9 protein-coding genes and 2 pseudogenes are annotated in these 12,064 nt (G+C 70.6%); 4 read left to right on the top strand and 7 right to left on the bottom strand.

The genetic code is table 11. The features are described 5' to 3' along the window. Window positions 1-100 precede the first annotated feature (100 nt). Both ACFXI3_RS27190 and ACFXI3_RS27185 read right to left on the bottom strand, forming a co-directional pair. Window positions 101-745 (bottom strand): response regulator transcription factor, encoded by a 645-nt coding sequence (locus ACFXI3_RS27190; protein ID WP_378403196.1) that lies wholly within the window; start codon window positions 743-745, stop codon window positions 101-103. Beyond that, window positions 733-1,968: a sensor histidine kinase gene (locus ACFXI3_RS27185; protein ID WP_378403194.1), complete on the bottom strand. Its 1,236-nt coding sequence runs from the start codon at window positions 1,966-1,968 to the stop codon at window positions 733-735. Before ACFXI3_RS27185 ends, ACFXI3_RS27190 begins: the two co-directional genes overlap by 13 nt. Window positions 1,969-2,094: 126 nt before the next feature. Here ACFXI3_RS27185 and ACFXI3_RS27180 point away from each other — a divergent pair, with 126 nt between their 5' ends. Continuing rightward, window positions 2,095-2,874: an ABC transporter ATP-binding protein gene (locus ACFXI3_RS27180; protein ID WP_378403193.1), complete on the top strand. Its 780-nt coding sequence runs from the start codon at window positions 2,095-2,097 to the stop codon at window positions 2,872-2,874. Between the two features lie 3 nt (window positions 2,875-2,877). After that, the gene (locus tag ACFXI3_RS27175) at window positions 2,878-5,379 is read left to right on the top strand and encodes an ABC transporter permease (protein WP_378403191.1); all 2,502 of its coding nucleotides are present in this window, start codon (window positions 2,878-2,880) and stop codon (window positions 5,377-5,379) included. 10 nt (window positions 5,380-5,389) lie between these two features. On the opposite strand, the gene ACFXI3_RS27170 is transcribed toward ACFXI3_RS27175, so the two are convergent. Further along, window positions 5,390-6,415, bottom strand: coding sequence for a bile acid:sodium symporter family protein (locus ACFXI3_RS27170; RefSeq protein ID WP_378403189.1), 1,026 nt, complete (start codon window positions 6,413-6,415; stop codon window positions 5,390-5,392). Window positions 6,416-6,515: 100 nt separating this feature from the next. Between ACFXI3_RS27170 and ACFXI3_RS27165 the strand changes: the two genes are divergently transcribed. Next, the gene (locus ACFXI3_RS27165; protein ID WP_344284524.1) at window positions 6,516-7,382 is read left to right on the top strand and encodes a LysR substrate-binding domain-containing protein; all 867 of its coding nucleotides are present in this window, start codon (window positions 6,516-6,518) and stop codon (window positions 7,380-7,382) included. Here ACFXI3_RS27165 and shbA read toward each other — a convergent pair. Then, window positions 7,356-8,039: an RNA polymerase sigma factor ShbA gene (gene shbA, locus ACFXI3_RS27160; protein ID WP_344285332.1), complete on the bottom strand. Its 684-nt coding sequence runs from the start codon at window positions 8,037-8,039 to the stop codon at window positions 7,356-7,358. The two genes, ACFXI3_RS27165 and shbA, sit on opposite strands and share 27 nt — an antisense overlap. A 51-nt stretch (window positions 8,040-8,090) precedes the next feature. Further along, window positions 8,091-8,246 (bottom strand): annotated as a pseudogene (locus ACFXI3_RS27155) (sigma factor-like helix-turn-helix DNA-binding protein); the annotation flags it as partial. Between the two features lie 702 nt (window positions 8,247-8,948). On the opposite strand from ACFXI3_RS27155, the gene ACFXI3_RS27150 reads away from it, so the two are divergent. Next, a complete protein-coding gene (locus tag ACFXI3_RS27150; protein WP_020660750.1) occupies window positions 8,949-9,218 on the top strand; it encodes a WhiB family transcriptional regulator in 270 nt (89 codons plus the stop codon). Window positions 9,219-9,386: 168 nt separating this feature from the next. On the opposite strand, the pseudogene ACFXI3_RS27145 reads toward ACFXI3_RS27150, so the two are convergent. Together ACFXI3_RS27145 and ACFXI3_RS27140 are read right to left on the bottom strand one after the other, a co-directional pair. Continuing rightward, window positions 9,387-10,466, bottom strand: a pseudogene (locus tag ACFXI3_RS27145) (RNA polymerase subunit sigma-70); the annotation flags it as partial. A 29-nt stretch (window positions 10,467-10,495) separates the two neighbouring features. Further along, window positions 10,496-12,046, bottom strand: coding sequence for an MDR family MFS transporter (locus tag ACFXI3_RS27140; protein ID WP_378403186.1), 1,551 nt, complete (start codon window positions 12,044-12,046; stop codon window positions 10,496-10,498). Between the last annotated feature and the right edge of the window lie 18 nt (window positions 12,047-12,064).

Here is a 12,064-nt window from a genome sequence, read left to right as displayed (position 1 = left end):
CGTCCTCGCCTAGCCGACACTGGTCGGGCGACAGTAGCCGCGGGCACCGGCGCGGCTCCACTGGTTTTCCGGCTGAGCTTTTCCGGCCGAGCGCCGCGGGTCAGGCGTTGAGATAGGCGAGCACGGCCCGCACCCGCCGGTGATCGCCAGTGCCCGCGGACAGCCCCAGCCGGGCGAAGATGTTGCCCACGTGCTTGTTCACCGACGTTTCCGCGATGAACAGCTTCCCGGCGATCGCGCCGTTGCCGTGGCCCTCGGCCATCAGCGCGAGCACCTCGCGTTCGCGCGGGCTGAGCACGTCGAGCGCGTTCGCCGCGTGCCGGCGCGCCATCAGCTGCGACACGACCTCCGGGTCCATCACCGTGCCGCCGGCGGCGACCCGGTCCATGGCGTCGCGGAATTCCTCGATCCGCCCCACCCGGTCTTTCAGCAGGTAGCCGACGCCGGACGCGCCGCCGGCCAGCAGTTCGGCCGCGTAGGCGTGCTCGACGTACTGCGACAGCATCAGCACCGGAAGGCCCGGGATCTCCTCGCGCGCCGCGGCGGCCGCTCGCAGCCCCTCGTCGGTGAAGCCCGGCGGCAGCCGGACGTCCAGCACCGCGATGTCCGGCCGGTGCTCCAGCAACGCGGGCAGCACGTCCGGCCCGCGCTCCAGCACGGCGCACACCTCGTGGCCGACCGTGGACAGCATCAACGCCAGGCCCTCCCGGATGAAGGCGTTGTCGTCGGCGATCACGACACGCACGGCAGCTCCGCCCGCAGCACCGTCGGACCGCCTTCGGGACTGCTCAGCTCGAACCCGCCGTCGAAGGCCGCGACCCGGCGCCGGATCCCGGCGAGCCCGGTTCCGAAGTTCTCCGCGGCGCCGCCCTTCCCGTTGTCCCGCACAGTGATCCTGATCCTCTCCTGGTCGAGCGCGAGCGTAATCCACGCCCGGTCGGCCCCGCTGTGCTTGGCGATGTTCGTCAGCGCCTCGGCGACCGCGAAGTAGGCCGCCGCCTCCACCGCGGCCGGGGCCTTTCCGGTGCCGGAGACCTCGACCTCGACCGGGATCGCGCTGCTCGACGCAAGCGCTTGCACCGCGCCGACCAGGCCGCGGTCGGTCAGCAGCGGGGGATAGATCCCGCGGACGATCGTGCGCAGCGACGCCAGCGAATGCTCGGTCAGCTCCTGCGCGTCGTCGACCAGGCTAAGTGCGTTGGCGGGCTGGTTCTCGAGGGCGTGCTTGATCAAGCCGAGCCGGAGCGAGATGGCGACGAGCCCGGCCTGGGTGCCGTCGTGCAGGTCCCGTTCGATCCGGCGCAGCTCGGCGCCGTGCGCTTCGAGGGCTTCGGCTCGGGTGACGGTCAGCTCTTCGATCCGGCGGGTCTGCCTGCTGCCGCGCGGCGGGCGCAGCAACGCCCGGGCGAGCATCGCGTGCCCACGGGCCAGCAGCGGTGCCAGGAGGACCAGCCCGGCGGCGTACCCCAGGCCGATGCCGGTCGCGCCGAAGGCCTCGGCCCAGCTGGTGACGGGTCGGAACGTGAGGTGTGCGGCGGGCGGCAGGAAGGTCCACCAGATCGGTGCGGTGCCCCAGCAGAGCGCGCCGGACAGCAGGCTCAGCCCGATGAAACACAGCGGGGTGCCGACGATGGTGTTGGCGGCGAGGAATGCCAGGTCCTTCCAGACCGCACGGTCTTTGAGCACGCCGAGCGGCGACGTGGCCGCCGCGTACTTCTCGCCGACCGGCGTGCCCAGCAGCCGTTCGACCCGTTTCCGTTGCGCGCGGGCGAACCGGCGCAGCACCGGGACGAGGAGGACCAGCAGCGGCAGCCCGATCCCGACCAGGCTCAGCAGCAGGCTGCCCGCGGTCAGACAGAAGAGCAGGAGGCCGCCGAGACCGACCGCGGCGCCGACGGCGAGGTACCGGAAGGACGTGCCGAATCCGGCGAGGTAGTCCCGGACGCCGGGCCGGTTCGCCGCCTCCATCCGACCCCCCCGGAAGATCGCAGGTGCAGTTTTCTGCACCTGGGATCTGCAGGATACGTGCTGTCCGGCGGGTTCCCGGCTCCGTAGCGTCCGGGACAAGCAAGATCACCGCACCCGGAGGACGAAGTGGCACGCGAGAAACGGCAACGCCCGGCACCGGCCGAAACCGGAGCCCCGCCGGACGAGGTGGTCTCGCTGCGCTCGGTGCGCAAGACCTACGGTTCCGGCACCGGCGAGGTGACCGCGCTGCGCGACCTGACTGTCCAGTTCGGGCGGGGGTCGTTCACCGCGGTGATGGGCCCGTCCGGCGCGGGCAAGAGCACCTTCCTGCACTGCGCCGCCGGACTCGACCGGCCGACCAGCGGAACGGTGCTGCTCGGCGGCACGGACCTGGCCGGGCTGGACGAGACCGCGCTGACCGTGCTCCGCCGCGAGCGGGTCGGGTTCGTCTTCCAGGCCTACAACCTGCTGGCGTCGCTGACCGTCGCGGACAACATTTCGCTCCCGATGCGGATGGCCGGGCTGACTCCCGACCAGGCCTGGCTGGAGGAAATCGTGTGGTGGGTCGGGCTCGCCGACCGGCTGGACCGGCGTCCGGCCCAGCTGTCCGGCGGCCAGCATCAGCGGGTGGCGATCGCCCGCGCGCTCGCGCCGCGGCCCGAGGTGGTGTTCGCCGACGAGCCGACCGGCGCGCTCGACACCAGGACCGGTCGTCAGGTGCTCGAACTGCTGCGGAAGCTCGTGGACGAGACCGGCCAGACGGTGATCATGGTGACGCACGATCCGGTGGCCGCGTCCTACGCGCACCGCGTGGTTTTCCTCGCCGACGGCGCGCTCGCCGACGAAATGACCGAGCCCTCCCCAGACCGCGTGGCGGAGCGGATGACCACGCTCGGGGAGTGGTGAACTGTGCTCGAACTCGCGGTCAAAACGCTGCGCGGACGTGCTTCCGGTTTCGCGGGCGCGTTCGTCGCTCTTCTCGGCGCGGCCATGCTGGTCACCGCGTTCGGCATTCTCCTGCAGTCCGGGGCGGAAGGCGGGGTGGCGCCGCAGCGGTACGCCGGGGTGCCGGTGGTCGTCGGCGGCCCGAAATCGTTCGACGTGCGGGAAAACGGCAAGACCAAGTCCAAGACGCTCAAGGAACCGGCCCCGCTGACGCGCGAGACCGTGCGGAAGATCGCCGGGACCGACGGCGTCGGCTCGGTGGTGCCGGACGTGAGTTTTCCCGCCGTGCTGGGCGATACGACTGCGACCGGGCACCCGTGGTCGAGCGCCCGCCTCGGTCCGTTCGATCTCGTCAACGGCCGCGAACCGCAACGGCTGGGCGAGGTCGTGCTGGACGCCGGACTGGCCAAGGAGCCCGGGGCTGTGGTCCGGATCCAGACGACCAAAGCCGCCGCCGACTACCGCGTCGTAGGCGTGGCGAAACTGTCCGGTGTGGACGGAGAACTCCGCACTCCCGTCGTGTTTTTCGCCGACGCGGAAGCGGAAAGCTTGGCCGGACGCGGCGACCGGGTGGACGCCGTCGGAGTGTTTCCCCGGCCTGGCGTCGATCCCGACGAGCTGGCCGACCGGCTGACCGCACAGCTGGGCTCCGCTGCGGAGGTGACCACGGGAGACGACCGGAGCCGCATCGAGAACCCCGACGTCGCCTCGGCAAGCAGCTCTCTGCAGGAGATCGCGGGTTCGCTCGGCGGCACGGTGATGCTGATCGCGATTCTGGTCGTGGCAAGCACTCTCGCGCTGAGCGTCCACCAGCGCCGCCGCGAATTGGCCGTGCTGCGCGCGATCGCGGCGACTCCGCGCCAGATCTGGAAGATGCTAGCGGCGGAAGCGCTGGTGTTGTCGGTCGTGGCGTCCGCGATCGGGTGCCTGCCGGGAATCCTCGCGGCGCAACTGTTGCGTGGTGCGCTCGTCCTGATCGGCGTCGTACCGAGCGATTTCTCTTTCTCTGTAGGCATTCTCCCGATGCTCGTCGCAGTGCTGGCCGGGGTGGCGACGGCGCAGATCGCGACGTTCGCGGTGGCGTGGAAAGCCTCGTCGGTACGACCGGTCGAGGCGTTAAGCGACGCCGCCGTCGAGCAGCCAGGAATCAGCGGCGGCCGTCGGACACTCGGCGTGCTCTTGGTGCTGCTCGGCCTGGCCGCGTCACTGCTCCCGGTGTTTTTCTCCGGCGTCTTCGCCGTCGCGGGCGCTGGCAGCGGCGGGTTGATCATGATCGTCGCGGTCCTGCTGCTGGCACCCCCGATCGCGGCGTTCGCGACCCGGCTGCTGGCCAAGCCGATCACCCGGCGGTTCAAGGAATACGGCTACCTCGCCGCCGCCAACACGCGTGCGAACGCGCGCCGGCTGGCCGCCGGGATCGGACCGCTCGTGCTCGCGATCGGGTTCGCCTGCGTGCAGCTTTTCATTCCCGCCACCCTCGGCGCCGCGGCCGCCGACGAGGCCGACGAGGGGATCACCGCGCAGTACACGCTCACCGGCGAGGCGGGCGGCCTGCCAGCCGACGCCGTTCGGGACGCCGCCGCATTGCCGGGGGTGGAGTCCGCGACCGGGGTGACGCGCGTGCAGGTGTTCGCCTCGACGAAGGTGCTCGATTCGCCGGAGATCTTCGACTTTCCCGCGCAAGGCATCACCGTCGACAACGCTACCCAGACGATGGATCTTGGTGTCTCGTCAGGAAACCTCGCCGATCTGCGCGCGGGCAAGGTCGCCTTGAGCGCAAGCGCGGCGAGCACCCTCGGCGTCAAGGTCGGCGAGCAAATCAAGCTGAACTTCCCGGACGGCTTCGCGGCGACCCCGGCCGTCGTCGCGATCTACCAGCGGGGCGCGGGATTCGGCGACGTCACCCTGGCGCACGAGGACGTGTTCGCCCACAGCGCCCGGCAGCTGGACCAGCAGATCCTCGTCCGGGCCCGCCCAGGGACAGATCTGGCGAGGCTGTCCGAGAAATATCCGGGATTGACCGTGTCCGCCAAGGCCGGCCTGTCCGAAGAACAACGCGACGCGGCGACGGCCTCGGTGCTGAGCAGCGCGTTGCCGCTGGTGCTGGTCTTCGCGTACATCGCCCTCGCGGTGGCGAACACTCTGGTGATGACCACGCTGGCCCGGACGCGGGAGTTCGCGCTGCTGCGGCTGGTCGGCATGACGCGGGACCAGGTGCTGAAGGTGCTGCGGATCGAGGCGCTGACGGTGGTGCTGATCGCGGTGGCGGTCGGGTCGGCGGTCCCGCTGATCCCGCTGGCCACGGTGAGCCTCGGCCTCACCGGGTCGCCGATTCCGAGCATTCCGCCGTTGCTGTACCTGGGGATCGTCGCCGCGACCGTGCTGGTGGGCGCCGCGTCGGTGCTGGTGCCCGCGAAGTTCGCGCTGCGCGCCCGGCCGGTGGACGCGATCGGCATGCGCGAGTAGCAGTTCCGCGTCACCCGACCGCGGCGAGTTCCCCTGGTTCCTCCGCGGCCGCCTGCCGGGCGTAGCGGCGCGCCATCGCCGCGCACACGATCAGCTGAATCTGGTGGAACAGCATCAGCGGCAGCACGATCAGCCCGACCTCGGCGTGCCCGAACAGCACCGTCGCCATCGGCAGGCCGCTCGCGAGGCTCTTCTTCGAACCGCAGAACATGATCGTGATCCGGTCCGCGCGGTCGAATCCGAGCAGTCTCGCGCCGCCGCTGGTCGCGCCGAGCACGGCGGCCAGCAGGACGCAGCAGACCGCGACGAGCGCCAGCAGCGGGCCGACGTCCAGCTGGTGCCAGATGCCTTCGGTCATGCCCTCGCTGAACGCGGTGTACACCACCAGCAGGATCGAACCGCGGTCGACGATCTTCAACGGCGCGGAATGCCGCTGCACCCAGCCGCCGATCCAGCGGCGCGCCAGCTGTCCGGCGACGAACGGCACCAGCAGCTGCAGCACGATGTCCAGCACCGCCGAACCGCTCACGCCCGGGCCGTCGGTGGCCAGCAGCAGCGCGACGAGCAGCGGCGTCAGCACGATGCCGAGCAGGTTGGACAGCGACGCGCTGCAGATCGCCGCCGCGACGTTGCCCTTCGCGATCGAGGTGAACGCGATCGACGACTGGACGGTCGACGGCAGCAGGCAGAGGAACAGCACGCCGGTGTACAGCGGTGACGTCAGCAGCCCGGGGGAGAGGAACGACGTGGCGAGCCCCAGCAGCGGGAAAAGCACGAAAGTGGCGCAGAGCACCGTGACGTGCAACCGCCAGTGCCGCATCCCCTCGACCGCTTCCTGGCTGGAAAGCCTTGCGCCGTAAAGGAAGAACAGCATTCCGACGGCGATCTTGGTCGCCACGCCGAACCCGGTCGCCACCGCGCCGGACGCCGGCAGCAGCGAGGCGATGCCTACGGTGACGAGGATCAGGGCGATGAAGGGGTCGATCCGCAGCTTGGCGAGCAAGGCCGAGACGGGGCGGGCGAACGAAGCGAGCACGGTGGATCTCCTTTCCCGACCATTCTCTCGTCGCCGCCGGTCATTCGGAACCCCGATGACCGTACTGACTGCCATTGCGAAAGCCGATAAGATGTGACGCATGCTGGATCCGCGGTTGTGCCGTTCTTTCCTTGCTGTGGCGGAAACTCGCAGCTTCACCGCGGCGGCGAGGCGATTGGGTGTGGGGCAGCCCACAATCAGCCAGCACATCCGGCGGCTCGAATCCGAGGCAGGCGGATTGCTGTTCGCCCGCGACACGCACGCGGTCGACCTGACCGCGCGCGGACAGGCGATGCTCGGGTTCGCCCAGACCATTGTGGACACCGAGGACCGCGCGGCCCGGCACTTCCGCGGCGCGCAGGTGCGCGGCCGGGTCCGGTTCGGCGTGTCCGAGGACTTCGCGCTCGGCGAGCTGCCGGAAATCCTGCGGCGGCTGCGGGAAAGCCATCCGCTGGTGGACGTCGAACTGCACGTGGAACTGTCCGACGTGCTCGCCCGCCGGATCGCCGACGGACGCCTCGACCTGGTGCTCGGCAAACGCCGCCCGGGCGCGCCCGGCCCCGGGCGGCTGCTGCGCCGCGAACCGCTGGTGTGGATCGGCTCGCCGGCGACGGACCTCACGCCGGGTCATCCGGTGCCGCTGGTGCAGTACCCGATGCCGTCGGTCACCCGGCAGCTGGCGGTGGAAACGCTGGAACGCGCGGGCCTGGAATGGCGGGCGGCCTGCCTGACGTCCAGCCTGACCGGCCTGCGCGCGGCGGCGGCTGCCGGGCTCGGAATCACCGTGCACGCACGGAGCCTGGTGCCGTCCGATCTGATCGAATTGCCTGCCGAGCTCGGCCTTCCGGACCCGGGCGACGTCGATTTCATCCTGCTGTCGAGGGACGGCAGCGAGGGCCCGGCAGCGGCGCTGGCGGAGTTCGTGGTGGCGCGGATCGGGTCAGCGGCGCCGTCGTTCGAGGGCTGACCGGAGCCGCAGCAACGCCCGGTGCTGCGCCACCCGAACCGCCCCCGGCGTGGAGCTGACCGCTTCGGCCGCCTCCTCCGCCGACAGCCCGACGACAACCCGCAGCAGCACAATCTCCCGCTGTCGCTCTGGCAGCAACTGCAGCAGCCGAGCCAGCTGCCGATTCAGCTCGGCCCGCAACGCCCGTTCCTCCGGCCCGTCGGCAAGATCGACCGCCTCCGGCAACTCGGCCATCGGCTCGGTCCGGTTCCGCGCGTGCGCCCGATGCGCGTCAGCCACCTTGTGCTGCGCGATCCCGTAAACGAAAGCCAGAAACGGCCGCCCCTGATGCCGGTAGCCAGGCAGCGCGGTCAGCAGCGCCAGGCAGACCTCCTGCGCCACATCGTCCGCCGAGGAATACGCGTCGGCTCCGCCCAGCCGGGCCCGGCAGTAGCGCACGATCAGCGGCTGCACCGCCGCGAGCAGGTCCTGTGCCGCGTCCGGATCGCCCTCGACCGCGGCGCGCACCGGGCCGTCGAAGCCGAATCGGGCGACCGGGACCCGCGGCGCGGCCAACGCGGTCGCCTCGGTTTTCACGCGGGTCAACGCTTCTTCGACGTCGAGCGCCGAGCGCAACGCGCCGACCAATGCGGCGTCGGCTTCGCGCAGTGCGGTCATCAGGGCCTCCTCGCGACCGGCCAGGCCGAGCCGGTACTTCAGCCGTTCCCGGGCGTGGCGCAGGTTCGAGCGGACTGTGGTGCCCGCCATGCCGAGCGCCGCGGCGATCGCGGCGGGCGAGAATCCGTCGAGCGACCAGGTCAGCACCGTGCGCTGGGTTTCCGGCAGTGTCGAGAGCAGTTCGACGCCCCGCGCGTTCCGCTCCACGACCGCGGCCAGCCGGTCGCCCGGCGGATCCGCGGACGGGGCTCCGCCGTCGAACCACGTCTGCTCGGCGGCGAGCCGGACGGCGGTCAGCCGCACCGCCACGCGCGGGTCGCCCGGCGGCGGCCACGTCCCGGTTTCCTGGACGAACGCCTCCACCGCCACCTCGCGCGCGGTGCCCGGCCCGAGCCCGCCCGCGCACAGGAACGCCACGAGGCGAGGGAAATCGCCCCGGAAAAAGCCGTCGAACCCCGCCACGCGCACCCCCTCCCGAACCCGGACCTGTCGAACAGGTGCGGTGGCGCGCCCGTGGGATGTAACGATCCGGTCACGGAAATGTGGTTAAGGGCGGGACTGGCGGGTACCTGACTCGGACGGGCGGTTCGCCCGCGACGGCGGCGGAAGGGGGAAACGGTGCCCGGAAAAGGAAAACTCGGACTCTTCGGGACCGGCGGGCGGTGCGCGAGGGGGCCGTAGCACGCCCCGGCGGCAACCGCGTCCGCGATGTGAGCTGAATCGAAATTTCCCGCGCGGACGGTGATCGGTGGTAACTTGGAAAGCCGGTCGTCCGCCGGGTCCTTCGCGGCCCGGGGCGGTTCGGCCGAAAAGCCCACCGAACACCCTCCGAAGGCATGGCGTGCCCGTGCGCGCGGAGAAGTCGGTTGACCACGGTTCGACAATGAGGACAGGAGGTGAAAAGCAACAATGGAACTCACGGCCACCAGCTGGCTCGCCCGCGCGGCGTGCCAGGACGAGGACCCGGAACTGTTCTTCCCGATTTCCGACATGGGTCCGGGGGCGCAGCAGGTCGCGAAGGCCAAGGCGGTCTGCGCGCGATGCCCGGTCCGCGCGGAATGCCTTTCCTATGCTCTCGACAACGGTCTCGGCAACGGGATCTTCGGGGGAACCACCGAGCTGGAGCGCCGGAAGCTGGTGCGAACCGGCTCCGCCGCCGCACAGCATCGGGTCGCCTGACCGCGAGCCGGTGACCATTTCCCGGCGGCGAGGGCGCTAGCAGTTTCCCCCACCACGACCGGCGCGAAGCCCGGAACTCGGTGGTACCGCCCGGGCGGTGATCGCACACCAGCGATCACCGCCCGGGCGTTTTTATCGCTGATCCGACCGGAAGCGGGTGCGAACCGGTCAGCCGCCGATCCGCCTGAGGCGACCGGTTTCCGCGGTGGCTGTAGCCGGATCAGCAATCATCGGCACAGTTTCTTCGAACGTTTCGGCGAGTCCGTACGGCGTCAATGCCGCTGTTTCGAACGCGGCCATCGCCGTGACCAGTCCGTTTCGCACGGTGAGCACGCAGACGCCGAATGCGCGATAAACGGATTCGCCGGGCCGGCGCAGATATCCGGCGACGGCGGGCTGCCGGTTCGCGCGCACCGGCACCATCCGGAAACTGCCCCGGTAGAACGGCGACTGAGGATCGAAACTCGGCCCGAGCGCGCCGAGAATCCGATCGCGACTGTCGAACCACAACGAATACGGCGGCATCACCGCACGCGCGTCCTCGCTCAGCACGGCGGCCACGGCTTGCACGTCCGCCGATTCGTAAGCGGCGACGAACTTCCGCAGCAGCGCTGTTTCCTCGGCGGTCGTGCTGTCCGGAGCGGACCATTCGGCGCGTCGCGCGGGCAGCTTGGCGCGCAAGGTCTCCCTGCCCCGCTGCAGCGCGCTGTTCGCCGAGGCCACCGAGCCGCCCAGCAGTTCGGCAGTGTCCTTTGCGGACCAATCGAGCACGTCGCGCAGGATCAGCGCGGCGCGCTGCCGCGGCGGCAGCAACTGGATGGTGGCGAGGAACGCCAGTTCGATGGTTTCCCGTTCGACGACCGCGGCGCCGGTGTCGTCCGGCGCCGCGGGGTCGAGCAGCAGGTCGGGAAACGGGCTGAGCCACGGCACGTCGAGCGCGGAGATCTCGCCCGCCGGGTCGGCCGCCGGACCGAGCTGGTCCGGCAGCGCGCGGCGCGGCCGCCGGGCGAGCGCGTCGAGGCAGACGTTCGTGGCGATCCGGTACAGCCACGTCCGCACGCTCGCCCGCCCGGCGAAGCCGCCGCGGCCTTTCCAGGCCCGGAGAAACGCCTCCTGCGTGAGATCCTCGGCCTCCTCGAACGAACCGCTCATCCGGTAGCAGTGCACGCGGATCTCGCGCCGGTGCCGCTCGAGCAGGGTCCCGAACTCCTCGTCGCTGGTCACCCGGGCAACGGTAGCTCGTGAGTGGCTATACCGGTTCTAACCGGCACAGACACTCACGAGGCTGCCTCGTCCGCCAGCCGTTCCAGGCCGCTCTTCGTCTTGAGCGGCAAGTGCTTCAGGAACGCGACCGCCACCACCACGAGCAGCGCGATCGGCGCGCTGATCAGGAACAGATCGCTCGTCGCGATGCCGTACGCGTCCCGGATCACCGCCACGACCGGAGCGGGCAGCTGCGCCAGGTCGGGCACCTTCCCGCCGCCGCCGGCGGACGCGGCCGGGCCGAGCCCGTCGGCGACGAGCGTGCCGACCCGGCTGGCCAGCACCGCACCGAGCGCGCTCACGCCGATCGACCCGCCGAGGCTGCGGAAGAACGACAGCGTCGAGGTCGCCGCGCCCAGATCGGCGGCGGGCACGTCGTTCTGCGTCACCAGCACCAGGTTCTGGTTGAGCATGCCCACGCCGACGCCGAGCACCAGCATGAACAGGCTCAGCTCCAGCAGCGACGTGTGCGCGTCGATCAGCCCGAGCAGGCCGAGCCCCGCCGCCATCAGCACCGCGCCGAGCAGCAGGAACGGCTTCCACTTGCCGGTGCGGCTGATCAGCTGGCCGGACACAGTGGACGACACGAGCAGCCCGAAAATCATCGGCAGGCTCATCAGCCCGGCCACCGTCGGCGATTTGCCGAGCGCCAACTGGAAGTACTGGGACAGGAACACGGTGCCGCCGAACATCGCGACGCCGACCAGGAAGCTCGCGACGGTGGCGAGCGTGACCGTGCGGTTGCGGAACAGCCTCAGCGGCACGACCGGCTCGCGCACCTTCGACTCCACCCACACCGCGAGCACCAGCACGAGCACGCCGGCGGGCACGAGCACCGCGGTCTGCCAGGAACCCCACTCGAAAGTCGAGCCCGCCAGCGACGACCACACCAGCAACGTCGAGACGCCGAGCATGATCAGGAACGCGCCGAGGTAGTCGACGTGCACTTCCCGGCGCAGCGTCGGCAGGTCCAAAGTGCGCTGCAGCAACAGGATCGCGGCGAGCGCGAACGGCACGCCGAGGAAGAAGCACCAGCGCCAGCCGAGCCACGAGGTGTCCACGAGCACGCCGCCGATCAGCGGGCCCGCGACCGTGCCGACGGCGAAGACCGCGCCGAAGACGCCGGAGAACTTGCCCAGCTCGCGCGGCGAAACGATGGCCGCCATGATCACCTGGGCGAGCGCGGTGAGCCCGCCGCCGCCGATGCCTTGGGCGATCCGGCTGAGGATCAGGACGTCGATGTTCTGCGCGAACCCGGCCACCAGCGAGCCGACCACGAACAGCCCGAGCGAGAGCTGGATCAGCAGTTTCTTGTTGTACAGGTCGGAAAGCTTGCCCCAGAGCGGGACGGTCGCGGTCATCGCGAGCAGTTCGGTGGTGACGACCCAGGTGTAGGACGACTGGCTGCCGCCCAGTTCGGACACGATCCGCGGCAGGGCGTTCGCGACCACGGTGGACGCGAGGATGGCGACGAAAATGCCCATCATCAGGCCGGACATCGCCTGCAGCACTTGCCGGTGGCTCATCGCCGCGGGCGCGGGCGATTCCGCGGTGGACAGGGACATGACAGTCCTTTCCGGACT

This window comes from Amycolatopsis sp. NPDC059235, from assembly GCF_042754125.1.
GTDB classification, from domain to species: domain Bacteria; phylum Actinomycetota; class Actinomycetes; order Mycobacteriales; family Pseudonocardiaceae; genus Amycolatopsis; species Amycolatopsis albidoflava.
This window is presented reverse-complemented; position numbering and strand designations above follow the sequence as displayed.

Excerpts from the sequence above, each read along its gene's own strand:
- ACFXI3_RS27165 (WP_344284524.1), top strand. The coding sequence starts at position 6,516 with ATGCTGGATCCGCGGTTGTGCCGTTCTTTCCTTGCTGTGGCGGAAACT.
- ACFXI3_RS27150 (WP_020660750.1), top strand. The coding sequence starts at position 8,949 with ATGGAACTCACGGCCACCAGCTGGCTCGCCCGCGCGGCGTGCCAGGAC.
- ACFXI3_RS27185 (WP_378403194.1), bottom strand. The coding sequence starts at position 1,968 with ATGGAGGCGGCGAACCGGCCCGGCGTCCGGGACTACCTCGCCGGATTC.
- shbA (WP_344285332.1), bottom strand. The coding sequence starts at position 8,039 with ATGACCGCACTGCGCGAAGCCGACGCCGCATTGGTCGGCGCGTTGCGC.
- ACFXI3_RS27140 (WP_378403186.1), bottom strand. The coding sequence starts at position 12,046 with ATGTCCCTGTCCACCGCGGAATCGCCCGCGCCCGCGGCGATGAGCCAC.